The organism is Corynebacterium sp. HMSC05D08 (genome assembly GCF_001807215.1).
Taxonomy (GTDB): Bacteria; Actinomycetota; Actinomycetes; order Mycobacteriales; family Mycobacteriaceae; genus Corynebacterium; species Corynebacterium striatum.
Genome location: NZ_KV788335.1, coordinates 1 through 22830 on the forward strand (window position 1 = coordinate 1; position 22830 = coordinate 22830).

Consider the following 22830-nt stretch of genomic DNA (forward strand, 5'->3'; position numbering starts at 1 on the left):
AGACTCCGTGACCAAAAACTCCATAGACATCACAGAAATAGGCAAGATGAGCGAAAGTCCCAAACTACGCAGCTTATGCTGTCGCTGCTATGGAGGACCTAGATTCCATAAGAGCTCGGAAAGCGGGGCGTCTGCGTTTACACCAGCCCCGGATCAAAGATCAGCCCACAACAGTCGAAGCCGAAATAGTCGGGATAGGTCCGCTTCTAAGGACAGCCGGATTATCCCTTATATTCCTTTCGACTAAGCCAGCACCTGGCGCAGCGGCGCCTCCGCCAGCTCCTCAACCATCCACGGGCTGAAGGCAAACGGGGTGGCCTCGGCGGCGCGGATGAGCTCGGCGGGTTCGACCCACTCGTAGGAGTCGACCTCATCTGGGTTAGGCTGCGGCTCTACTCCGGGCGCGAGCTCCACGAGGAAGACCGGGCAAATCTCGTGTTCGACGATGCCAGAGGAATCCACCGCGCGGTAGGAAAAGTCCGGCAGCACTTCGCGGACCTCGGAGATCGCAAGGCCAAGCTCAAAGTGGGCACGGCGGATGACTGCAGCGGCGTTCTCCTCGCCTGGGGCAGGGTGACCGCAGAAAGCGTTAGTCCACACGCCCGGCCACGTCTTCTTGCTCAACGCACGGCGAGTGACCAGAACCTTGCCTTCACGCAGTACCCACGCAGAAAACGCGAAGTGGAGCGGGGTATCCGTGGTGTGAACGGCCGCTTTATCAGCTGTTCCGGCTGGTAGTCCGTCGGAACCGGCGAGGACTACGAGTTCTGTCATAGGTTAAGGTCTCCCACGTAAGTAACGTTTCCGATGGTAAAGCGGGCGTTCCACAGGTTGCCCGGGGCCACGTTGAAGCGGTACTGCAAGTTGGTGGAAGCACCGGCGCCCAGCGGAAGGTCCAGCCCAGGGGCGGCAACATCGGGGTTGGTCGCGGCGTTGTAAGGCAGCAGCTCAATCTTGGACCAGCCACCATTGCCGTCAGCGCGCTCAAGGACGGGATCCTCGAAAGCATCAACAGGTAGGGCCTGGTCATTGAGGTTGTGCAGCTTGATGGTCACCACAGATCCCCGCACGGAGTCGGAATAGACGCCTTGCAGCTCCCACTCGACGTTGAGCCCATCGTCCTTAACTTTGGCGCCGAGATCCGAGGTAATTTCCTTGTTGTCTACGTCTTTGGGCTCGTACGGAGGCTCTTCAGAGCTGGAAACCACGATGTTTTCGCCCAAACCAGTATCCTCTGGCTGCAGAATGGCGCAGCCCGAAGTGATGGTGCTGATTGCAGCCAAGCCGGCAATCATTTTCAGAGACCTTTTCACCACGAATTCCTCTTTGCTGTGGGACAAAACAAACTTTCCTCAATACCTTAACGCAGACAGCTCCATTCCCCGCGATCACGGCTCTACAAACAAAGCACAGCTATGCCTTTTCTTGGCACTGACTATGCCGCTATCTGCTTGGAGTGGCATACTGTCCGTTTGCTTGAAAGTTAGGCCGTGCGGCCTTGCCTCCTACCGAATTGAGCTAAACCCCGTGAATTCCATTCTGTGCATCACTCGCAGTGCCTCCGCACTGTGGCCCTTCTACGTAGGTGTCCTCTTCACCGCCACCATCACTGCTGTGTTGTCGCTTGTCTCGCCGTTCCTGGTTCGCGAAGCCACCGACACCATCGTTGACTCGCTGGGCAGTGGGACGCCGGCTGGCGACGCCCTGCGTACCGTCATATGGCTGGTCATCGCCCTGTTTGCCGCGGACGCGATTGGCAATCTCGTCAGGAACGTCGGCGGTTACATCGGCGACGTCATGGTCGCCCGCCTACGCCAGATCCTGTCCACGCGCTACTTTGCCAAGCTGCTCTCCGTGCCCCAGGGCTACTACGACAACCAGGTCACCGGCACCCTAATTGCGCGTTTGGACCGCTCGATTTCCAATATCACGCAGTTCGTGCAGTCCTTCTCCAATAACTTCTTCACCATGCTCATCGAGGCCATCGCCGTCCTCGTCATCATGGGTTTCTACTACTGGCCGCTAGCGATCCTGCTCGCCGCCCTCTTCCCCATCTACATGTGGCTGACTGCGCTGACCTCCACGCGCTGGCAGAAGTACGAGGGCAAAAAGAACGCCGACATCGACGAAGCCAATGGCCGCTTCGCTGAGGTCATCGGCCAGGTCAAGGTCACCAAGTCCTTCGTGGCCGAGGTCCGCGAACTCGACTACTTTGGCAAGCTCTACCGCCGCATCGTGGACACCACCAAGCCGCAGTCGCGCTGGTGGCACTCCATGGACACCGTCCGCGGCGTGGCCATGGCCCTTATCTTCCTGGGCATTTACGGCATCGTTTTCTGGCGCACGCTGGAAGGTCACTTCAGCATCGGTGACATGGTCATGATCCTGCAGCTGGTCAACCTAGCCAAGCAGCCGGTGTTCATGATGAGCTGGATCGTTGATACCGCACAGCGCGCCATCGCCGGCTCCAAGGACTATTTCAAGGTCATGGAGGAAGAGTTCGAGCCCACCGCCAACCAAGGCCTCATCGACGCCACCACGGCTTCCGACGCCCCGGCGCTCGACCTCACCCCGGTTGCCCCGCTGGAGCCCACCCCGGGCGAGCCAATCTTTGCCTTCAACGACGTCTCCTTTGCTTATGAGGAGGACAAACCGGTGGTGGACCACATCTCCTTCTCTGCGGAGGAAGGCCACAAGGTGGCGCTCGTGGGCGAGTCGGGCGGCGGCAAGTCCACTCTGGTCAACCTGCTGCTGGGCCTGTACCAGCCATCCGAGGGGCAGCTCAGCGTATTGGGCCACGCCGTCGACGAGCTCACCGCAGCGCGCCTGCGCGCCTCGGTGGGCGTGGTCTTCCAGGAGTCCTACCTGTTCTCGGGCTCTATTCGTGACAACATCGCCTACGGCAAGCCGGGTGCCACTGACCAGGAAGTAATCGACGTCGCCAAGCGTGCCAATGCCCACGATTTCATCCAGGCCTTCCCCCAAGGCTACGACACCGTCATCGGCGAACGCGGTCTCAAGCTTTCCGGCGGCCAGAAGCAGCGCGTGGCGGTGGCGCGCGCGATGCTCAAGGACGCCCCTATCCTGGTCCTCGACGAGGCCACCTCCGCGCTGGATACCAAGGCCGAGCGCGCCGTGCAGGCAGGACTGGATGAGCTGATGAAGGACCGCACCACGCTCATCATCGCCCACCGCCTGTCCACCATCGCGGACGTCGATACCATCATCACCCTCGATCACGGCCGCATCGACGAGATTGGCTCCCCCGCCGAGCTCGCTCAGTCCGGCGGCATCTACGCGGAGCTGCTGCGCCTTACCCAGTCCAACTCCCGCGCCGACCGCGAACGCCTGAAGAAGTACGGCTTCGTGGAGCCAGGCCATGACGAGGAGGACTACGAGGATAGCGGCCAAGAATAAATTTCCCAGCCCCTTTTTCAGCCTGCACGCTAGGGTTGGGAGCATGCAGTTTCCAAGCCTTGAAGAGTTGAAAGCCCGCGGTACCCGCAAGTGGACGGTGTACGGCGAAGACGTCCTCCCACTGTGGATCGCCGAATCCGACTTTGACACCGCCCCTGCGGTCAAGCAGGTCTTGGAAAAGGCCCTGAAGAAACAGACATTCGGCTACACCCCAGCCCCCAAAACCTCTGGCCTCAACGAGGCGCTGGCTGACTTCTACGGTTCCCGCTACGGCTGGCGCCCTAACCCGAAGCAGATCTTCTGGATCGGCGATGTCGTCCGCGGCCTCCTAGTGGGTCTGCAGTACTTCACCCGCCCGGGCTCTGCCGTCGTAGTGCCGGTCCCTTCCTACCCGCCGCTGCTGGAGCTGCCGGAGACCGCCGGCCGAGAGAAGATTGAGACCTCCCTGGAGCTCGACGATATTGAGCGCGCATTCCAGGCAGGTGCCGGGTCCATTCTTCTTTCGAACCCGTACAACCCGCTGGGCATCGTGTTCGACGAGGAGTACCTGACCGCACTCGTCGCCTTGGCTGAGAAGTACGACGCACGCATTCTCTCCGACGAGATCCATGCTCCCCTAGTCTTCAATGGCAAGCACATTCCGGTTGCCTCCCTAGGCGAGGCCGGTGCACGCCGCGCTCTTACCGTGACCGCCACGTCCAAGGCATGGAACACCGCGGGCCTCAAGTGCGCGCAGATCATCTTCTCCAACGCCGACGACGTCGCAACGTGGAACTCCCTGACCGGTGTGGCCAAGGACGGAACCGGCACCCTCGGAGTCTTGGCGGCCGAGGCCGCCTACCGCGATCAGGAGTTCCTGGATGAAGAGCTGGAGTACCTGCGCGAGACCCGTGACTGGCTCGTTGAAGAACTACCGAAGCGCGTGCCAGGGCTCAAGTCCAGCCAGCCGGACGCCACCTACCTGCTGTGGCTCGACTTCCGCGAGACCGCCATCGGGGACAATCCACAGCCGGCGAAGTGGCTGCGTGAGCATGCCAAGGTGGCCTTCAACGAGGGCGAAACCTTCGGCACTGGAGGCTCGCATCACGCGCGTCTGAACTTCGCCACGTCCCGCGAGATCCTCGAGGAAGCACTCAACCGCCTCGAGAATGCTTTCGAGCGATAATTAGAAATTTGCCTTTACTTCCCATCACCGATTAACGTCGTGTGAGAAACTCATCCCAAGGATTGAGACAAACGAGGAAGATAATGACAACAAAAACAGATACCGCCGCGAGCCCGGTTACTGGCTCCAACACGAAGCCCACGATGACCATCATCGTGGCTTCGCTCATGCTCTTTTCCATGTTCTTCGGCGCTGGAAACCTGATTTTCCCGCCGATGGTGGGCGTCGCTTCCGGCACCAACTTCTGGCCTGCCATTCTGGGATTCCTCGCCGCAGGCGTCTTGTTGCCAGTCCTAGCCGTGGTGGCAGTGTCCATCTCCGGCCAGTCCGTGCGCGATATCGGCAACTACGGCGGCAAGTTCTTCGGCGTTGTCTTTTCCGCCATGGCATACCTTGCCATCGGTGCTTTCTACGCTTTGCCGCGCACCGGTGCGGTTTCCATGGAGACCGCCATCACCCCGCTGTTTGGCTGGGAAGGCTTCGGCGCCAACGTCACCTACAACATCATCTTCTTCCTTATCGCCCTTGCTTTGTCCTGGAAGCCCAACAGCATCATCGACACCCTGGGCAAGTTCCTGACCCCTGCACTGGTCATCCTGCTGCTTGTGCTCATCACTTTGGCCACGTTCGGCGCTGAACGCGTCCCGGCCGCCCCCACCGAAGATTACACCTCCGCACCAATGGTCACCGGCCTGTTTGAGGGTTACAACACCATGGATGCCATCGCAGGTTTGGCGTTCTCCATCGTCATTGTCTCCTCCCTACAGTCCAAGGGTTTCAAAGCCGGCAAGCAGGTCATCAGCGGCACCATCACCGCGGCCGTCATCGCCGGTGGCCTCCTCGCCTGTATCTACCTGGGCCTGGGCTGGATCGGCCAGACCATCCAGGATGGACAGTCTTATGAGTCCGGCGCAACACTGCTTGCCGACGCCGCGAACTCCACCATGGGCGGCGTGGGCCAGGCGGTATTCTCCGCGATTGTCATCCTCGCCTGCATGACCACCGCCGTGGGCTTGATTACTGCAACCTCTGAGTTCTTTGCTCAGCTGGTCCCTAAGACCACCTACCACTTCTGGGCCGTAGTCTTCACCCTGCTTTCTATCGCCTTCGCATTCCAGGGCCTCGAGACAGTGCTTTCTATCGCGGTTCCATTCATCATCTTCCTCTACCCACCAGCTATCACACTCATCGCTTTGACCCTTATCCAGCCGGTGGTCAAGAACGCCGTGGCCTTCCGCTGGGCCTTCCTGCTTGCACTGTGGACCTCCGTGGTCTGGTCTGCGCTGACGGTGCTGGCAAACCAGGGCTGGCTGGCTGCTGCCGAGCCGCTACTGAACGCCTCCCCAGGCCAGTCCGTCGACTTGGGCTGGTTCGTTCCAACCGCCGTTGCGGCGCTCATCGGCGTTGCCATCGACTTCGCTCAGCGAAAGAATTAGAGAGAAATAAATGGTGCTGGCGTAGCGTTGGAAGACGAGAACGAACTCGCACATCAATGCCAACTAAGGACCTATTTCAGTGACGGAACACGCCAAGCTATCAATCCTCGACTTTTGCACCATTTACGAGGGCGAGACCGCCTCACAGTCCATGGCCAGGTCCGTGGAGCTAGCCCAAGAAGCCGAAAAGCTGGGCTACTCCCGCATCTGGTACACCGAGCACCACAACATGCCGAACATCACTTCGTCATCCCCGGCGGTGCTCATTTCCCACATCGGCGCTAAGACCAACACCATCCGCCTGGGAGCAGGTGGCGTCATGCTGCCCAACCACTCCCCTTATGTCATCGCCGAGCAGTTCGGCACGCTAGCTGAGCTCTACCCCAATCGCATCGACTTGGGCCTCGGCCGTGCGCCCGGCACCGACATGCACACCCTCGGCCGCGCCCTGCGCCGCGATGCCCACGCCGCTGAGCGCTTCCCGGAAGACGTCCGCGAGCTGCAAGGTTACTTCTCCGGCAAGTCCGTCGTCCCAGGCGTCCAGGCCATCCCCGGAGTAAACACCCACGTGCCGCTCTACATTCTGGGCTCTTCTATGTTCGGCGCATCCCTAGCAGCGAAATATGGCCTGCCTTATGCCTTCGCTTCCCACTTCGCGCCGACCCACCTGGAGTCCGCCACGGCGTACTACCGCACCAACTTCCAGCCTTCTGAGGCACTCAGCGAGCCTTATGTCATTGCCGGCGTTAACGTCCTAGCCGCCGACACCAAGGAGGCGGCCGACGCCGAATACGAGAAGGTCTGCTTCAACCGCGTCAAGGCATTTGCCGGCCGCGGCAAGCACCTCACCGACCAGCAGGTCGAGCAGATCGTCAGCTCCTACCAAGGCCAGCAAATTCTCGACATGCTGCAGTACAGCGCAGTGGGCACCACCGATGAAGTCCGTGAGTACCTCGAGGGCTTCCAGGAAAAGGCTCAGGCGGACGAGCTCATGATTTCTCTGCAGTCCACCACGCACGACAACGTGCTCCACAACATGGATCTTCTGGCGAAGGCTTGGGATCTGCACTAAAAATCCTGCACTAGGACTTCTCCACCACCACCTGTACGGCAGCTGGACTACTTTCAAAATAGGGAAAACACATAACTTCCATGTGATTAAAACCTTAGATTTAACTTGATTAGCATTTCCATTGTTCAGTAACGAAGGAGGACGCATGGCAGTGCGCGAGGTGCAGCAGCACAAAAAGATCGCAGATTACCTTCGGGCCCTCATCAAGGAAGAAGAGATCAAGGCGGGAGAATTTCTCCCGAGCGAAGCAGAGCTGTGCTCGAAGTTTGATTCCTCCCGCGGTCCAGTGCGCCAAGCAATCGCAACTCTGCGTGCAGAGGGATTAGTCAGCTCCGGACGCGGACGCCGCTCAGTAGTTCTGGGCCGATTCAACTCGGAAGACTTTGCTTCCATCCTTTCCATTTCCCACTGGCTCGAAAGCCGCGGCCTTGATGCAGGACAAAAGACTCTGTGGACCGCCCGTCGCCCTGCCCCCAAGGATGCTGCAAGGTACCTGCGCCTCCCGGAGGATGAGCAGATCGTCTTCGTCCATCGCATCCGCACCACCCTCGGCACCCCATTCGCCATCGAGCGCATGTACTTCCCCCTTGACGTGGGCAAATACATCCTCGATTTCGATGCAGACTCCGGTTCCATCCACAGCCACCTTTTTGAAAAGGGTGTCGATTACGACAATGCCCACCGGCTTCTCACTCTCGTTTATGCCTCTGACGAGGACGCGCAGGCTCTTGCCTGCGAGCCCGGTGCACCCCTATGGCGCGTCCAGCTCGAGCTGTCTGACCGCACCGGCCGTCCGGTGGAATACGCAGAGAACCTCTTCCTCGCAGACCGCATGCAGCTCGGTATCACTAATGTTCGCGGCACAACGTCGCCACTCGAGGTCATGCTGACTGATTAGATTTCGCGCAACCCACCCCCACCGATTAACCTGCTTTCATGCAGAAAGTACACCTAGCGCGCATGGCCTGCGCGCTAGTTCTCGGGGCGTCGCTAAGCGCCTGCTCAGCTGGCCACACCGCGGTCAAAGAAACCACCAGTGATTCGCTGACTATCGCCACAACCGGCGCCGCCACCTCTCTCGATTTCACCAATGTAGGCGGCGCGGCCATTCCCGCCGCACTCATGAGCAACGTATACGAGACCCTCGTACGTATTGAGGGCGATGAGATAGTCCCCGGACTTGCCGAGAACTGGGACACCGAAGGCACCACCTACACCTTCCACTTGCGCAAAGGCATCAAGTTCAGCAACGGTGACGCCTTCACCGCTGAGACCGCCGCATACTCCATCAACAACGTGAAAGAGAACTGGACCAACGGCATCGCCAAGCAGATGGCGGTAGTTGACTCCGCCACCGCAATCGACGAGCACACCCTCAAGGTGAAACTGTCCAAGCATTCCAACGGCTGGCTGTGGTCCATGGGCACCGCCATCGGCGCGATGATGACCCCCACCGCCACGGACCTTGCCACCACCCCGGTGGGCACGGGCCCGTTCACGCTCGCAGGCTTTACCCCAGGCGAGTTCATCTCCCTGACCCCCAACCGTGACTACTGGGGGAAGGTCCCGCAGGAAGACGTGACCATTCAGTACTTCCCTGACGCTGTCTCCTCCGTGAACTCGCTGAAGTCCGGCGGCGTCGACGTGGTGTGGGCAATGCAGAACCCGGAGCTCCGCGATGACTTGGGCTCCGACATCCGCACCACGGTAGGCACCACCAACGGCGAGGTCTTGCTGTCCATGAACAACAACGCCGCGCCTTTCGACGACCCTCGCGTGCGCCAGGCCGTGGCCTACGGCGTGGATCGCGATGCCGCCAACCAGGTCCTGTGGGGCGGCATGGCCCAGGACACCGGCGGTGCACCGGTCCCACCGACAGACCCTTGGTCTAGCGATAAGGACTACTACCGATTCGACCCCGAGCGCGCGAAAAAGCTCCTCGCCGAGGCCGGTGCCGTGGGAGCCCCCGTCACCATCACCGCGCCGACCCTGCCTTATGCCCAGCGCGTCTCAGAGCTGCTCTACTCCCAGCTAACCGAGATCGGTTTCGACGTCACCCTCGAGTCCGCCGAGTTCCCCGCCGTGTGGCTGGGCCAGGTCATGGGCGCCAAGGATTACCAGATGTCGTTGGTCTCCCACGTGGAGCCGCGCGACATCCCCACGCTCTTTGGCAACCCAGACTACTACCTGGGCTACGACTCGCAGAAGGCCCGCGACCTGCTCGCGGCTGCCGACGCCGCCCCCGAGGAGCAGTACCCCAAGCTCATGGGCGAGGCAGTGGACCAGATCATGGCTGACGCCGGTGCACTGACTTTGATGAACATGCCCAACATCGTGCTCTATCGCGACGGGATTGAAGGCCTTGACCCCAATCAAATCACCGACGCCATCGAGCTGCGCAACTTGAAGGAGCAGGCATGACCTACCTCAAGGCACTGGCCAAGTTCGTCCTGACCTTGTTTGCGGCCTCCGTTGCTATCTTCCTGCTCATGCGCGCAGTGCCCGGCAACCCGGCGCGCGTGGCGCTGGGCGTGAACGCCACTGAAGACGCCGTCGCCGAGCTCACCCAGACCCTCGGCCTTGATCGCCCGCTTATCACCCAGTACTTCGAGTGGGTGGGTGGGCTGCTCAGCGGCAGCTTCGGCACCTCGCTGTCCTCACAGCAGGACATCACTCCGCTGGTGCTGGACCGCGCCCAGGTCTCCCTCATCCTGGTGGGCTTGGCCATCGTGCTAGCGCTAGCCGGTGCTGTGCCCATGGGCATGTGGCTGGCGCGCACGGGCAACACGTTCGTCTCGGCACTGACTCAGATCGGCATCGCCGTCCCGAGCTTCCTCGTGGGCATCATCATGGTGGCCTTCTTCGCCGTGCGTCTGGGCTGGCTGCCCGCCAACGGCTGGATTCCACCGGACCAGAACTTCGGTGGCTTTATCGCCCGGCTCATCATGCCGGTGATCTCCCTGGCCTTGGTGCAGGGCGCGATGCTCACCCGCTACGTGCGCTCCTCCATCGTGGACGTGATGGACCAGGATTACATCCGCACCGCCCGCGCGCTGGGTCTATCCCATGCGGAGGCGCTGCGCCGCCACGGCCTGCGAAATGCGGCCCTGCCGGTGCTCACGGTCACGGGCCTGCAGCTGACCACCCTGATTGTGGGCGCGGTGGTCATCGAGTCCGTCTTCGTCATTCCGGGCCTGGGCAGCATGCTTCTCGACGCCGTGTCCAACCGCGATCTCACCACCGTGCAGACCCTGGTTATGCTGTTGGTCTTTTTCACGTTGGCTATCAACTTGGCCACCGACTTGGCCTACCGCGTAATCGATCCGCGTTTGAAGGAGAAGCGATGAAGAAGTTGGGTTTCGTTCTCGTCGGTATCACCGCCCTCCTCGCGGCGGTCTCCCTTTTCTGGACGCCTTATGCGCCGAACATCGCCTCGCCCGATTTGCTGGCGGGCAGCTCCGCTGAGCATCTCCTCGGCACCGATCGCTTTGGTCGCGACATCGCCTCGCGTCTGATGGTCGGCGCACGCATCACGCTCTTCGTGGGCGTCATCGCCGTCGGCATAGCTGCGCTCGTCGGCGTTCCGCTCGGTGTGGTGGCGGGCATGCGCCGCAATAGCATCCTCGACTCCCTCATCATGCGCGGCTCCGATCTGCTGCTGGCTTTCCCAGCCTTGCTGCTAGCCATCATCGCCGGCGCGGTATGGGGTCCGTCGACGATTTCAGCCTTGATCGCCATCGGCATCGCGGGAATCCCTTCCTTTGCCCGGGTGGCACGCTCGGGCACCCTACAGGTGGTCACGCAGGACTTCATCGCCTCGGCGCGCGTTTCCAAGGTTTCAGCGCCCACCATCGCGGTGCGCCATATCCTGCCTAACATCGCCCCGCTTATCATCGTGCAGTCCTCCGTCTACTTCGCACTCGCGATCCTCGCCGAGGCCGGCCTTTCCTACCTGGGCCTCGGCACCACCCCGCCCACCGCGTCTTGGGGCCGCATGCTGCAAGATTCCCAGTCCCTGCTGGCCAGCCATCCCATGCAGGCCTTCTGGCCGGGCCTTGCCATCGCCGCCACGGTGTTGGGCTTTAACCTGCTTGGCGACGCCCTGCGCGACATCCTCGATCCCCGCCTGAAAGGAGGCCAGCGATGAACCACCCCATGCTTTCAGTACAAGACCTGTGCATCCGCACCGGCAAGGAGACCATCGTTGGCCCGCTCAGCTTTAGCATTGAACCCGGCCAACGCCTGGGCATCATCGGTGAGTCCGGCTCCGGCAAGTCCCTGACCGCGCTGGCCATCATGGGCTTACTGCCAAAGAACCTCCACGCTGAGGGTTCCATCGAGCTTGGCGGACGCGAGCTCGTGGGCCTGCGTGACCGCCAGGTGCGCAAGCTGCGCGGCGCCGACATGGCGATGGTCTTCCAGGAACCGATGAGCGCGCTCGACCCGCTCATGCGCGTAAGCAAGCAGCTGCGCTACGCCGGCGCGTCTGCTGAGGCGCTCAACGAGGTGGGCCTCGATCCGGCCCTTGCCTCGCGCTTCCCGCACGAGCTGTCTGGCGGCCAGCGCCAGCGCGTAATGATTGCCATGGCCATGGCCCGCAACCCCAAGCTGCTCATCTGCGACGAGCCCACCACGGCCCTCGATGCCACCACGCAAGACAGCATCCTGGACCTCATCATGGAACTGACCCAGCGCCACAACACCGCGCTGCTGTTCATCAGCCATGACCTACGCGTCATCCGCCGCATGTGCCCTGAGACGTTGGTCATGCAGGACGGCCAGATCGTCGAATCCGGCGCGACGCTGGACAACCCCCAGCACCCGTACACCAAGCACCTCATCGCGGCCTCCCAGTCCAAGCCGGCCGCCACTGAGCCGAAGCTCGGCGAGGTTGTCATTTCCCTCGACCACGTCACCAAGGCTTACGGCTCCACTACTGCGCTTTCCGACGTCTCCCTCGAAGTACGCAAGGGCGAGCGCATCGGCGTCGTCGGCAGCTCCGGCTCCGGTAAGACGACGTTGCTCAAGCTCATCACCGGCCTTGAGCAGCCGACCTCCGGGTCCGTGCAGGTGGAAGGCCGCGTGCAGATGGTATTCCAGGACCCGCAAGGTTCCCTCAATCCGCGCATGCCGATCTGGAAGATTGTGGCTGAGGGCTCACCCACACCGGTCACGCGTGCCGAGATTGCGAAAGTCTTGGCGGAGGTCGGCATCGACGAGGATGCCTTGGACCGCTTCCCCCACGAGTTCTCCGGCGGCCAGCGCCAGCGCATCTCGATTGCCCGCGCGGTCATCGGCAACCCGGATATCCTCCTCGCCGACGAAGCGGTCTCCGCCCTCGACGTCTCCGTGCGCACCCAGGTCCTCGAGCTGCTTGAGAGGCTCGTTGAAAGCTACGGCCTGACGCTGGTGTTCATCTCGCATGATCTGGGTGTGGTCAAGCAAGTGTGTTCCAGCCTGACTGTCATCTACCATGGTGAGCTGGTCGAACGCGGAGTATGGTCCGCCCCACAGCACCCGTATACCAAGTCGCTTCTAGAGGCTGCGCAGGGGTAACGTATGCCACGATATGAGCGAATTGATTGAGCATCCCCTACCGCAACGCCCGCGCCCGCTACAGCTTTTCACCGCCTACAACTCTTCGGTGACTCGCTGGCCGGGCGCGATGCGTGCTGCTCTCGCCATCGCCATTCCCGGCGCGCTCGCCATCCTCACCGGCCACCCCGACGCCGTGCTGTTGGTCACCGCGGGCGCGATGTCCGTCATTTACGGCGAGGGGCACCCCTATCGCACCCGCCGTTGGGTGATTCTCACTGCGGGTGTGCTCCTTACCTTGGCCGCTACCGTTGGTTCGCTGGTGGGTGAGCTCGTCTTCGCCCCGGGCCACGGACACTGGTGGCTTTTGCTGTCTGCGGCCTTTGCTATTTCCATTGGCGCGCTCGGCGCCTTCCTGCAGAATGCGCTACGCCTGCCGCCGCCGGGTTCCTTCTTCGTGGTGATGGTCGGCGGCGGCTCCACCATGCTCGCGCGCACCGACATCACCCCCTTTGAGGTCGCTGCCTGGTCCATTGCGGGTGTCATCGCTGCGTACTGCCTGGGCATGCTGCCTCGCTTCCACTCCCCGCACGGTCCGGAGACCCGCACTGTCGCGACCCTAGAGAAGGCCACTGCCGCCTTTGAGAACTCCACAACCGACGTCTTGGCACGCCACCATCAGGCACAGACTGCGCTGGCGAATACGTGGCAAGCGCTTTCCGACGCCGGTATCGTCCGCGGCGGCCGCGTCATCCAAGCAGCACAAGGCCACCTCGTGGAGCGTGCCCTTGCCGCGCAGAACCGCATCGTGCAGCACAACCAGTCACTGGATCTCTCTGCCAACTCGGATCAGCTTTCTGACTCCCCGACCTACGTCGACCCAAACCGCACCGCCATCCCGCACACCAAGCCGACGATGCGCTACCGCATCTACCGCGCGTCGGTGGGCAACTCGCATGCGGTGGTGACGGTTGAGAAGATTCTGCTTGCGGCCATCGCCACCACGCTCGTGGGCCTTGCACTGGGCCTCGACCGCCCGGACTGGGGCGCAGTTTCCGTGCTGCTTCTTCTGCAGTGGGGCCCGGACCACGTGCCCGGCACCATCCGCGGATTACAGCGAATGGTAGGCTCGCTGCTCGGTGTGTGCGTGTTCTACCTCATTGCGTCCTTCGGTTTAGAAAGCTGGACGCTGCTGCTCGCGCTCGCTGCCTGCCAATTCTGCGCGGAGATCTTCGTGGTCAAGAACTATGCCATCTGCGTCATCTTCTCCACGCCGCTGGCGCTGCTCATGGGTCATACGGCCGATCACTTGGCGTTCACGGCTTTCTCCCGCATCTGTGAGATCGCTCTGTCGGTGGTCTTTTCCTTGCTGGTGCTCTGGCTCTGGAAGCCGCGTGCCCAGCTGACCAACCACTACCGTCTGCAGGTCCGCTGCCAGGAAGCAATCACCAGCCTGCTGGGCGCACTACTTTTCTCGACCCCCGACGAGTCCCTGGCTGCTCGCCGCGACCTGCAGTACGAGCTGCTTTCTGAGCGCCGCTCCATCCAGTCCATTGCAGTCAACCACCCGCAACACGTGGGTGAGTTCTGGCAGCGCCACCTTGCCCTGCAGCATGCGGGCTATTTCATCTTGGATTACTGCTCAATTCACCCGGACGAGGTTCCGGGTGACATCAACGCGCTGGTATCCCTAGCGCGAATAGACTTCGAAAAGTAGAGATTTATCGAGCACATGCTCTTCGATGCGCTCGAAGACCTCAAAAGCCGATAGCAACTCGGCGTCTGCAACGTTGTACGAAGAATCATCAAAATTTGGCAGTTGCATTCGTGGCAATCCAATCCATTAGAAACTCTGATTCCCTGATACTAGCGGATAAGTTGGCACTTGCACCTTTTCTCCTGAACAATGGAGGGCCAATGTCTAAAAGGCAGGCCCATTGAGGTGCCGCCAAGTTAGGAAAGTTTGCCTTCTCCCATCAACGATTCGCCGAGTACCCCTGCATCTACGAACACAGATACGAACACAGAAACCCGCACCGTGGGCCTCTATCCCCACGACATGCACCCCGGTCTCGTCCCAGGCATCGGCGTTGAGAACCAGCGCAACACGTTCGGGCTTGATAAGGCCTTGTTCTCCGTGACGGCAATCGCCGTCGTCAGCTTCATCATCTGGGGCATCTTATCCCCGGAGTCGGTCTCCGCGGCGTCGTCAAGCGCATTCTCGTGGGCAATCACCAACACCGGCTGGCTGCTCAACATCACCATGATGATGGCCATCGTCACCATGGCCTACGTGGGCCTGTCCCGCCTCGGCCGCATCAAGCTCGGCACCGATGACGAAGAGCCCGAGTTCGGCTGGTTCAGTTGGGTGGCCATGATGTTCGGCGCCGGCATCGGTGTGGGTATCTTCTTCTACGGCCCGTCGGAGCCGCTTTCGCACTACCTCACCCCGCCGCCGCACACCGTTGACGGCAACACGGTTGAGGCTCTGCACCAGTCCATGGCCCAGGCACACTACCACTGGGGTCTTTCCCCGTGGGCCGCTTATGCATTGGTAGGCGGTGCAATTGCCTATTCCTCTTACCGCCGCGGCCGCGTCCCGTTGATATCTTCAATCTTCAAGCCGCTGTTCAGCTCCCGCGATACTGATGGGCCACTGGGCAAGCTAATCGACGTCCTCGCGCTCATCGCCACCCTCTTCGGCACGGCCGCCACCCTCGGGGTGTCCGCGATTCAGATCGGCCAGGGAGTGTCCATCATTCGCGATGCCGGACCGCTGACCAATACCGCGCTCATCGTCATCATCGCGATACTTGGCTGTGGTTTTATCATCTCCGCAGTCTCCGGCGTCTCCCGCGGCGTGCGCTACCTGTCCAACATCAATATCTCGCTCACGCTGGGCCTCGTGGTCTTCGTCTTCCTCGCCGGCCCAACCTTGCTGCTGCTCAACCTCATCCCCTCGGGCATCGTCACCTACATCGACCAGCTGCTGCCGATGATGGCCAAAGGCCTGTCCTGGGGCGATGAAACCTTCGAGTTTCAGTCCTACTGGACCGCCTTCTACTGGGCATGGTGGATTGCATGGACGCCGTTCGTGGGCATGTTCGTTGCCCGCATCTCCCGTGGACGTACTCTCCGTGAGTTCACCGCCGTGACCGTCTTCGCGCCAACGCTTATCCTCATCATGGCCTTTACCGTCTTCGGCGGAACCTCGATTCAATTCAGCCGCGAAAAGGTTCCAGGCTTCGACGGAACCGCCTCCGGCGAGCAGGTGCTATTCACCATGTTCGACAACCTGCCACTGAGCCAGGTAACCCCGTTCATCCTGCTCGCCGTGCTGGCCATCTTCTTCATCACCTCCGCGGATTCTGCCTCCGTCATCATGGGAACAATGTCCTCCAAGGGAGATCCTGTGCCCAACAAACTAGTGGTGGTCTTCTGGGGTCTGTGCATGATGGGCATCGCCATCGTCATGCTGCTTACCGGCGGCGAGGACGTGCTTTCCGGCCTGCAGAACCTAACTATTCTTTCCGCGCTTCCTTTCTGCGTGGTGCTGCTGGTGATGATGGTCGCCTTCATCAAGGACCTGCGTTCTGATCCGATGTTCATTCGCCGCAAGTACGCCCGTGCCGCTGTGGAGAACGCGGTTGTCCGCGGCATCGAGGAGCACGGCGACGACTTCGAGCTTTCCATTGAGCATGCTGAGGAGGGCCGCGGTGCGGGCTCCGACTTCGACTCCTCCGCGCAGCGCTACACCGAGTGGTATCAGCGCACGGACGAGGACGGCGAGAACGTTGACTACGACTTCGAGACCGACACCTGGGCTGACGGCTACACCGGCGAAGACAAGGAAAGCTAGCGCTGCTCCAGCACCGCAATCGCGACGTGAACGCGGTTCGTGCCGCCAATCTTTTCCAAGATGTGCTTAATGTGCGTCTTTACCGTGACCACAGAGACATAAAGCTGCTCCGCGATTTCATTATTGTCCAGCCCCTTCGCCACCAGCTGAGATAGCGCAGCAAAATAAGAAAAGCCGCAAGCAATCACTTTGTCTTCTTTGCTGCTGGCGCCTTGGGCTCTATGGACGTTAACGCTGAGAATGTGGGGTGGGGCCAAACCCTGCTCAGCGCATTGACCTGCATTGTTATCTCGACAATCTTGTACTACTCAAGGCCCTCTACCGCAGAGCGCATCACTCTTGTTGCCGGCGAAGGATGCGCGTCTTCTGCAGCCAAGCGCTCAAAGGCGACGGCGGCGAGTGCTGCGGCTTGGTCACCGAGCACCGAATCATCGAACCTCACCAGCGGCGAATGATTCCACTCGCGCAGGTGCTCCGGGGTATCCGGATTGACAGTGCCAAACCACATGAAGGTGCCAGGTACCTGCGCCAGTACGTCTCCGAAGTCCTCTGAGGCCATCATGGGCGTTTCCATCGGAATGACATTTTCCGCCCCGAACATGCCACCCCACAGCGCCGCGGCGAATTGATTCTCGCGCGGGTTGGTTTTGGTTGCGGAATACAAAACCTCGAAATCCACCTTCGCGGTGCATCTATGCGACGCCGCGACAGAACTGGCCACTTCCACAACCATCTGGCGCACTTGCTCAATCTTTTCATCGCGCAGCACGCGCACTGTGGCGCCGAGCATGGCGTGATCAGGAATGACATTAATGGCGCCGTCGCCAGCGCGCAGATTAGTCACCGTGATGACGATCGGCTCGTTAGCGTCGAAGCGGCGAGTCAGTGCAACCTGCAAGGCCATCTGAATCTCCCCCAGCGCTGCGACGGGATCGATGGCATCGTGCGGCCGCGACCCATGGCCACCCTTGCCATAGACAGTGATCTTCAGATTCGACGATGACGCCATCATGGGCCCGGAGATATGGTGGAAAGTGCCACGATCCTGCGGACCGACATGCAGGCCATAAGCAGCAATCGGACGACGCCCCGCTGCATCGAGGACGCCCTCTTCGATCATCGGGAGCGCACCACCGGGGCCTTCTTCGCCGGGCTGGAACATGAAGGTGACGTCGCCAAGCAAGTGCTCCTTCTGCGCGCACAGCAACTTCACTGCACCGATGAGCCCCGCGGTGTGAAGGTCGTGGCCGCACGCGTGCATCAAGCCGTTGGTGGAAGCAAAAGGATCGCCCGTCTGCTCACGGACCGGCAACGCGTCCATGTCTGCGCGCAGCAGCACCGAAACCGGCCGTGGGCCGCGCTTGCCGCCGCGAAGGACCGCGACCACGGAGCTTAAATCCTGGCCGACCTGGATCTCCAACGGCAGGCCTTTGAGCGCCTCGAGGACCTTCTTTTGCGTCCGCGGAAGCTCGAGCCCAATTTCCGGGTGCTGGTGCATATCCCGCCGGAATTCCTGCAGCTGCGGTAGGAGCTTTTGACCTTCTTCTAAGAACACCTCACTGGCAAGACGCTCACCAATCTTGGCAGCGGTAACTGGCAGCGGTGGAAGCTGCTGGCCTTGGCGAGGTGCCTTCTTCTTGATGGGTTCCATGAATCAATCCTTCCCGGGTTTGACCATCGACACTACATGGAACCCAGTTGCAATGAACTGCACCACAAACTGACATCTGGAGGTCCGAACAGGCGGACTCCCACTGAGGAGCCAGGCCGCGGCACGACGTCACATCCCATCCGAAGGGTCTGCGAGGTCACCGACCAAGAGGTGGCAGATTACTCTACCTATCCAATCACTAACCAGATTGCGGGTTCCCTTTTGGAGGCAGGCATCGAGCACACCACGGACTACCTGGACAAAGTAATCCACGGGTGGACCATGTTCGGTCAGCAACTGCAGCGTACATGGGACGGAATTAAGCCGGCGTTGCAGTAGCGTCATCGAAGGAAAGCAACCCTCCTCTCGCTTCCCAGGCGCCCATTCGTTCAGCCACGCTCTGGCGCCAGTTCGCATTGTTGGGAACGAGAAGCCCCTTCGGAACGGTGCTCTCCCAGGTGCCGTCTGCCCAGCACCATAGAACTACTCCGGTGTCGGGGTCCATGACATAGAACGCCCTACCATCCGTCTTGATGTTGTGGCAGCGTTGGCAAAGGCAAACCAAATTATCGCTCGAGGTTTTTCCGCCATCCGCGTAGGGAATTCGGTGGTCGAGCTGCGTAAGGTGAGCCGGCATGTCACAACCTGGACCTCGGCACGTTCCATCGCGCGCCTCAACAAACGCTCGAATTGCTTCAGTAGGGCGGTATCCCTCGGTTTCACCTGGCGCGATTTCTCGAGTCGAGGCGCCCTCTGGTGGGTCGATATACCCATATCCGGGAGCGAAGGCTAGTGAGGTATCAGCCTGCTGGAAAACGTTGATAACGATCTTTTGCTCGATCGGATCAAGGATGGTGGCCGCCAACGCACGGGCAAAGGAGATGCCCTCTTTCTCCGCGCGCTTACGGACTAGACGGTCAATGGTTTCTGCGGTAACTGCATCAAGGTTGGCGGTGATTTCACCACGACCGGCATACCGCTCCATGCGGTAGCGGTCGCGATCTTCTTCATCTTCGCCTTCAACGCAATAGTGCAGGGCGAGAACCTCAGAAATCACCTTCCGAATACGGGAGGCCTCGGGCAGGCGCTGATTCGGACGGCGCGGGGTGAAGAGCTCTTCGAGAGCATCATCCACGAACGGATAGATGCGTTCCTCGACACCTTGCAGCGCCTTGCCGATGGCCAAGATCCGGTCATAGTCCAAGAACCAGTCCAGTTTGTTGAGGTGACGTAGTTTAGGCAGATACGAGATCTTTTTGAAGCCGTAGAACAGATGTTCCGCTTTGTAGGAGGTCAGGCCAAGCTTGCGCGAAACATCTGCGAACGCTAGTTCAGCATCTTCGTCAGGCTGCGGCAAAATTGCATTAAAGGCACGCCAAGTCAGGCGATTACTTTCCACAAATGACCGCCCAACCTCACACTTTGGATTTAGTGGAGCGAAGTAGGGTCCGTCCATCGAGTTTTCCTTAAACGTAGTTTTGAGAACAGCTTTCGCTGCGCAACTCCCCCTCCGAGCCGCTTGCCACCCAAACTACAAAACGCCCCGGACGCCCGCAAGAATTTTCGAAAATAGAAACGGCGCTATTGGTGCTTTTGCCAGTTCGACAAAGCTACTACCCCCGCCTACCCCCGCCGGAAGTTTCAGCCAAAAAGAGCATGCTTGACGACGCCCAGTTCCCCCACCCATGGCAAAGACCCCAGGGGCAAGCCTGGGGTCTTTTTGTTGGGCTTAGGCCTTAGCCCTCGCCATCGGTCGACAATGCTGCGACGAATGCTTCCTGCGGAACAGATACCGAACCGATGGACTTCATGCGCTTCTTACCAGCCTTCTGCTTTTCCAGCAGCTTACGCTTACGAGAGATATCGCCGCCGTAGCACTTCGCCAGGACGTCCTTGCGCATAGCGCGGATATTCTCACGCGCAATGATCTTGGAGCCAATGGCTGCCTGGACCGGGACCTCGAACTGCTGGCGCGGAATGAGCTCTTTAAGCTTCTTCGTCATCTTGTTGCCGTACCACTGCGCCGAATCGCGGTGAACGATGGCAGAGAAGGCGTCGACCGGATCACCGTTGAGCAGAATATCCACCTTGACCAGATCAGATAGCTGTTCCCCAGCCTCTTCATAGTTCAGCGAAGCATAGCCCTTAGTGCGGGACTTCAGCATGTCAAAGAAGTCGAAGATGATTTCACCCAACGGCATCGTGTAGCGCAGCTCCACGCGGTCCTCAGAAAGGTAGTCCATGCCGCCCATCTGGCCGCGCTTGGACTGACACAGTTCCATGGTGGAGCCCACGAACTGCTCAGGAACGATGATGGTCATCTTCACGATTGGCTCGTAGACCTCGCGCAGCTTGCCGCCCGGCCAGTCGGAAGGGTTGTGGACGAGGGACTCGGTTCCGTCTTCTGCAACCACGCGGTAGGTAACGGAAGGCGCGGTGGAAATCAGGTCCAAGCCAAACTCGCGCTCCAAGCGGTCACGGGTGATTTCCATGTGGAGCAGGCCCAGGAAACCGCAGCGGAAGCCGAAGCCCAGAGCAACGGAGGTCTCTGGCTCAAAGGTCAGGGAGGCGTCGTTAAGCTGCAGCTTCTCCAGCGCATCGCGCAAGTCGGGGAAGTCCGCTTGGGAAATCGGGAACAAGCCGGAGTAGACCATTGGCTTCGGGTCCGCATAGCCCTTAAGCGGCTCGGTTGCACCATTCGACGCCCAGGTAATGGTGTCGCCCACCTTAGTCTCGCGCACGTTCTTAACGCCCGTGATGAGGTAGCCCACCTCGCCCGGGCCCAGGCCGGCGCACTTCTGCATCGTCGGGGACACGATGCCCACCTCGAGCAGCTCGTGGTTCGCGCCAGTAGACATCATGGTGACCTTCTGGCGTGGGGTGAGCTTGCCGTCCATCATGCGGATGTAGGTGACAACGCCACGGTAGGTGTCGTAGACGGAGTCGAAGATCATGGCGCGGGCAGGGGCGTCATCAGGCGCCTCCGTGGAAGGCGGCGGCACCAGCTCAGCTACCTTGTCCAGCAGGTCCTCCACGCCTTCGCCAGTCTTGCCGGACACGCGCAGAACCTCTTCTGGCTCGCAGCCGATGATGTGGGCAATCTCCAGCGCGTACTTCTCAGGGTCCGCAGCCGGCAAGTCAATCTTGTTGAGGACCGGGATGATCTCCAGGTCATTTTCCATCGCCAGGTACAGGTTGGCGAGGGTTTGGGCCTCGATGCCTTGGGCGGCGTCGACAAGCAAAATTGCGCCCTCACATGCCTCCAGCGCGCGGGAGACCTCGTAGGTAAAGTCCACGTGGCCCGGGGTATCAATCATCTGCATGACGATCTCTTCGCCCGCGTGCTTTCCGGTGCGCGGAATCCACGGCAGACGCACGTTCTGTGCTTTAATGGTAATGCCGCGCTCGCGCTCGATATCCATGTTGTCGAGGTACTGATCGCGCATGTCACGCGCGTCAACGACCTGCGAAAACTGCAGGATGCGGTCAGCCAGCGTCGACTTGCCGTGGTCGATGTGGGCGATAATGCAGAAGTTTCGAATCTGGGTTGGATTCGTAAACGTAGTGGCCGCAAAGTTTTTAGACATGGGTTTAGAATAGACGACATGACTAGCGGCAACCCACTCACCCGCTTGCGGGTGGCACTCGGAATTGGTGAACGCGAGCCTGTCGACGTCGGACTAGCCCGCATCTCCGAGCGTCTCGGTATGAATAACGCCGCCGAATACCGCGAACCCCGCAAAGCCGCCCGCATCCGCGTCGAATGCACCAACTCCCATCCGCGCTCTGTGTGCTTCTCCCCCGACATGGACGGCCAAGCAGATTCTGGCGAGGTCGTCTGGGTCTGGGCGCCCTCCGACGGCAAGCAATCCCCGCCGCGCGAACGCGCACTCCTCATCGTCTCCCGCACCCGCACCACCGTGCTGGGGCTGCTCATCTCCACCAACCCAAACCATGCTCACGAAGAGGAATGGCTCGACATCGGCACTGGTGAATGGGACGAATCAGGCCGCCAGTGTTGGGTTCGTCTCGACAGAATCCTCGAGATTTCTGAGGAAGAATGCCGCCGCCAGGGCACGCTCTTCCCGGAGCGCCGTTTTGAGCGCATTGCCAACCGCCTTCGCTCGCGTTACCACTGGTCCTAAGTCCAGGGTCTGATTTGGGTTTTTCTTCCTGCTCCTGCTAGGTTTTGGAAGTTACTTACTTTCCGGGCGCGTTGGTCGGGGCGGTCAGGACCTTGGGTCCGCTCATCGAACATCAACGCCGAGCGCCATGCGGGACATGTCCGGCGGGTTGGTTTCCCAATGTAATCATTCGATTTCCAAGAGGTATTAAAGATGGCAAACATCAAGTCCAAGAAGAAGCGCATCATCACCAACGAGAAGGCACGTCAGCGTAACAAGGCTGTTCGTTCCGCAGTTCGTACCGAGATCCGCAAGTTCCGCGAGCTTGTCACCGCTGGTGACAAGGAAGCAGCTGAGAAGCAGCTCCGCGTCGCTTCCCGCGCTCTGGACAAGTCCGTGTCCAAGGGTGTCTTCCACCGCAACACGGCTGCCAACAAGAAGTCCGGTATGGCTAACGCTTTCAACAAGATGGCGTAATACACACCGCTTTTGATTGAAGGGACCTCCTTGTGGGGTCCCTTTTTTCGATCTATTCGAACACATAGTCGGCCATGTCCGGGCGGCCCGCTAC

Annotated in this window: 21 protein-coding genes; 14 read left to right on the forward strand and 7 right to left on the reverse strand. The window is 60.4% G+C overall.

The genetic code is table 11. The features are described 5' to 3' along the window. Positions 1 to 243 precede the first annotated feature (243 nt). Complete coding sequence (gene idi, locus HMPREF3148_RS06945; RefSeq protein ID WP_049063135.1) at positions 244 to 774, reverse strand: isopentenyl-diphosphate Delta-isomerase; 531 nt, start codon at positions 772 to 774, stop codon at positions 244 to 246. Continuing rightward, the gene (locus HMPREF3148_RS06950; RefSeq protein WP_049063136.1) at positions 771 to 1295 is read right to left on the reverse strand and encodes a hypothetical protein; all 525 of its coding nucleotides are present in this window, start codon (positions 1293 to 1295) and stop codon (positions 771 to 773) included. Before HMPREF3148_RS06950 ends, idi begins: the two co-directional genes overlap by 4 nt. A gap of 232 nt (positions 1296 to 1527) precedes the next feature. On the opposite strand from HMPREF3148_RS06950, the gene HMPREF3148_RS06955 reads away from it, so the two are divergent. The 10 genes from HMPREF3148_RS06955 (at position 1528) to HMPREF3148_RS07000 (ending at position 14342) form a co-directional block, all read left to right on the forward strand. After that, a complete protein-coding gene (locus HMPREF3148_RS06955; RefSeq protein ID WP_049063137.1) occupies positions 1528 to 3417 on the forward strand; it encodes an ABC transporter ATP-binding protein in 1890 nt (629 codons plus the stop codon). Positions 3418 to 3460: 43 nt separating this feature from the next. Further along, entirely contained in the window at positions 3461 to 4582 is a 1122-nt protein-coding gene (locus tag HMPREF3148_RS06960) for a MalY/PatB family protein (protein WP_046646226.1), read from the forward strand. A gap of 83 nt (positions 4583 to 4665) precedes the next feature. After that, positions 4666 to 6018 (forward strand): branched-chain amino acid transport system II carrier protein, encoded by a 1353-nt coding sequence (gene brnQ, locus HMPREF3148_RS06965; protein WP_246818805.1) that lies wholly within the window; start codon positions 4666 to 4668, stop codon positions 6016 to 6018. Positions 6019 to 6097: 79 nt separating this feature from the next. Next, on the forward strand, positions 6098 to 7090 hold the full coding sequence (locus HMPREF3148_RS06970; RefSeq protein ID WP_070508923.1) for an LLM class flavin-dependent oxidoreductase: 993 nt from the start codon (positions 6098 to 6100) through the stop codon (positions 7088 to 7090). Between the two features lie 145 nt (positions 7091 to 7235). Then, on the forward strand, positions 7236 to 7988 hold the full coding sequence (locus HMPREF3148_RS06975) for a GntR family transcriptional regulator (RefSeq protein WP_070508924.1): 753 nt from the start codon (positions 7236 to 7238) through the stop codon (positions 7986 to 7988). Between the two features lie 38 nt (positions 7989 to 8026). Then, positions 8027 to 9511 carry an ABC transporter substrate-binding protein gene (locus HMPREF3148_RS06980; protein ID WP_070508925.1) on the forward strand — a complete coding sequence of 495 codons (1485 nt, stop codon included), beginning with the start codon at positions 8027 to 8029 and terminating at the stop codon, positions 9509 to 9511. Beyond that, entirely contained in the window at positions 9508 to 10437 is a 930-nt protein-coding gene (locus HMPREF3148_RS06985; RefSeq protein WP_049063140.1) for an ABC transporter permease, read from the forward strand. The genes HMPREF3148_RS06980 and HMPREF3148_RS06985 overlap by 4 nt, the downstream gene beginning before the upstream one ends. Beyond that, positions 10434 to 11237: an ABC transporter permease gene (locus tag HMPREF3148_RS06990; protein WP_049063141.1), complete on the forward strand. Its 804-nt coding sequence runs from the start codon at positions 10434 to 10436 to the stop codon at positions 11235 to 11237. Before HMPREF3148_RS06985 ends, HMPREF3148_RS06990 begins: the two co-directional genes overlap by 4 nt. Beyond that, entirely contained in the window at positions 11234 to 12646 is a 1413-nt protein-coding gene (locus HMPREF3148_RS06995) for an ATP-binding cassette domain-containing protein (protein ID WP_080986277.1), read from the forward strand. The genes HMPREF3148_RS06990 and HMPREF3148_RS06995 overlap by 4 nt, the downstream gene beginning before the upstream one ends. A gap of 13 nt (positions 12647 to 12659) precedes the next feature. Beyond that, a complete protein-coding gene (locus HMPREF3148_RS07000) occupies positions 12660 to 14342 on the forward strand; it encodes an FUSC family protein (RefSeq protein WP_049151650.1) in 1683 nt (560 codons plus the stop codon). Here the strand turns inward: HMPREF3148_RS07000 and HMPREF3148_RS14145 are convergent. Next, complete coding sequence (locus HMPREF3148_RS14145; RefSeq protein WP_005528348.1) at positions 14316 to 14450, reverse strand: hypothetical protein; 135 nt, start codon at positions 14448 to 14450, stop codon at positions 14316 to 14318. The genes HMPREF3148_RS07000 and HMPREF3148_RS14145 overlap by 27 nt on opposite strands. Positions 14451 to 14684: 234 nt before the next feature. On the opposite strand from HMPREF3148_RS14145, the gene HMPREF3148_RS07005 reads away from it, so the two are divergent. Further along, positions 14685 to 16484, forward strand: coding sequence for a BCCT family transporter (locus HMPREF3148_RS07005; RefSeq protein WP_129721104.1), 1800 nt, complete (start codon positions 14685 to 14687; stop codon positions 16482 to 16484). Here HMPREF3148_RS07005 and HMPREF3148_RS07010 read toward each other — a convergent pair. Both HMPREF3148_RS07010 and HMPREF3148_RS07015 read right to left on the reverse strand, forming a co-directional pair. Further along, on the reverse strand, positions 16481 to 16672 hold the full coding sequence (locus HMPREF3148_RS07010) for a response regulator transcription factor (RefSeq protein WP_053084995.1): 192 nt from the start codon (positions 16670 to 16672) through the stop codon (positions 16481 to 16483). The genes HMPREF3148_RS07005 and HMPREF3148_RS07010 overlap by 4 nt on opposite strands. 116 nt (positions 16673 to 16788) lie before the next feature. Next, a complete protein-coding gene (locus HMPREF3148_RS07015; RefSeq protein ID WP_005528344.1) occupies positions 16789 to 18135 on the reverse strand; it encodes a M20 metallopeptidase family protein in 1347 nt (448 codons plus the stop codon). Positions 18136 to 18306: 171 nt separating this feature from the next. Between HMPREF3148_RS07015 and HMPREF3148_RS13530 the strand changes: the two genes are divergently transcribed. After that, positions 18307 to 18474 carry a hypothetical protein gene (locus HMPREF3148_RS13530; protein WP_174775818.1) on the forward strand — a complete coding sequence of 56 codons (168 nt, stop codon included), beginning with the start codon at positions 18307 to 18309 and terminating at the stop codon, positions 18472 to 18474. On the opposite strand, the gene HMPREF3148_RS07020 is transcribed toward HMPREF3148_RS13530, so the two are convergent. Together HMPREF3148_RS07020 and lepA are read right to left on the reverse strand one after the other, a co-directional pair. After that, on the reverse strand, positions 18455 to 19534 hold the full coding sequence (locus tag HMPREF3148_RS07020) for an HNH endonuclease signature motif containing protein (protein WP_161798075.1): 1080 nt from the start codon (positions 19532 to 19534) through the stop codon (positions 18455 to 18457). The two genes, HMPREF3148_RS13530 and HMPREF3148_RS07020, sit on opposite strands and share 20 nt — an antisense overlap. A gap of 337 nt (positions 19535 to 19871) precedes the next feature. Further along, the gene (lepA, locus tag HMPREF3148_RS07025) at positions 19872 to 21722 is read right to left on the reverse strand and encodes a translation elongation factor 4 (protein ID WP_005528339.1); all 1851 of its coding nucleotides are present in this window, start codon (positions 21720 to 21722) and stop codon (positions 19872 to 19874) included. An 18-nt stretch (positions 21723 to 21740) separates the two neighbouring features. On the opposite strand from lepA, the gene HMPREF3148_RS07030 reads away from it, so the two are divergent. Both HMPREF3148_RS07030 and rpsT read left to right on the forward strand, forming a co-directional pair. After that, positions 21741 to 22280 carry a type II toxin-antitoxin system PemK/MazF family toxin gene (locus HMPREF3148_RS07030; RefSeq protein WP_005528336.1) on the forward strand — a complete coding sequence of 180 codons (540 nt, stop codon included), beginning with the start codon at positions 21741 to 21743 and terminating at the stop codon, positions 22278 to 22280. A gap of 192 nt (positions 22281 to 22472) precedes the next feature. Then, positions 22473 to 22736: a 30S ribosomal protein S20 gene (gene rpsT / locus HMPREF3148_RS07035; protein ID WP_005528335.1), complete on the forward strand. Its 264-nt coding sequence runs from the start codon at positions 22473 to 22475 to the stop codon at positions 22734 to 22736. The last annotated feature ends 94 nt before the right edge of the window (positions 22737 to 22830 follow it).

Excerpts from the sequence above, each read along its gene's own strand:
- HMPREF3148_RS06980 (WP_070508925.1), top strand. The coding sequence starts at position 8,027 with ATGCAGAAAGTACACCTAGCGCGCATGGCCTGCGCGCTAGTTCTCGGG.
- HMPREF3148_RS07005 (WP_129721104.1), top strand. The coding sequence starts at position 14,685 with ATGCACCCCGGTCTCGTCCCAGGCATCGGCGTTGAGAACCAGCGCAAC.
- HMPREF3148_RS06985 (WP_049063140.1), top strand. The coding sequence starts at position 9,508 with ATGACCTACCTCAAGGCACTGGCCAAGTTCGTCCTGACCTTGTTTGCG.
- HMPREF3148_RS06995 (WP_080986277.1), top strand. The coding sequence starts at position 11,234 with ATGAACCACCCCATGCTTTCAGTACAAGACCTGTGCATCCGCACCGGC.
- HMPREF3148_RS14145 (WP_005528348.1), bottom strand. The coding sequence starts at position 14,450 with ATGCAACTGCCAAATTTTGATGATTCTTCGTACAACGTTGCAGACGCC.
- brnQ (WP_246818805.1), top strand. The coding sequence starts at position 4,666 with ATGACAACAAAAACAGATACCGCCGCGAGCCCGGTTACTGGCTCCAAC.
- HMPREF3148_RS07030 (WP_005528336.1), top strand. The coding sequence starts at position 21,741 with ATGACTAGCGGCAACCCACTCACCCGCTTGCGGGTGGCACTCGGAATT.
- HMPREF3148_RS07000 (WP_049151650.1), top strand. The coding sequence starts at position 12,660 with ATGAGCGAATTGATTGAGCATCCCCTACCGCAACGCCCGCGCCCGCTA.
- HMPREF3148_RS06990 (WP_049063141.1), top strand. The coding sequence starts at position 10,434 with ATGAAGAAGTTGGGTTTCGTTCTCGTCGGTATCACCGCCCTCCTCGCG.
- HMPREF3148_RS06975 (WP_070508924.1), top strand. The coding sequence starts at position 7,236 with ATGGCAGTGCGCGAGGTGCAGCAGCACAAAAAGATCGCAGATTACCTT.
- rpsT (WP_005528335.1), top strand. The coding sequence starts at position 22,473 with ATGGCAAACATCAAGTCCAAGAAGAAGCGCATCATCACCAACGAGAAG.
- idi (WP_049063135.1), bottom strand. The coding sequence starts at position 774 with ATGACAGAACTCGTAGTCCTCGCCGGTTCCGACGGACTACCAGCCGGA.
- lepA (WP_005528339.1), bottom strand. The coding sequence starts at position 21,722 with ATGTCTAAAAACTTTGCGGCCACTACGTTTACGAATCCAACCCAGATT.
- HMPREF3148_RS06950 (WP_049063136.1), bottom strand. The coding sequence starts at position 1,295 with ATGATTGCCGGCTTGGCTGCAATCAGCACCATCACTTCGGGCTGCGCC.
- HMPREF3148_RS06960 (WP_046646226.1), top strand. The coding sequence starts at position 3,461 with ATGCAGTTTCCAAGCCTTGAAGAGTTGAAAGCCCGCGGTACCCGCAAG.
- HMPREF3148_RS07015 (WP_005528344.1), bottom strand. The coding sequence starts at position 18,135 with ATGGAACCCATCAAGAAGAAGGCACCTCGCCAAGGCCAGCAGCTTCCA.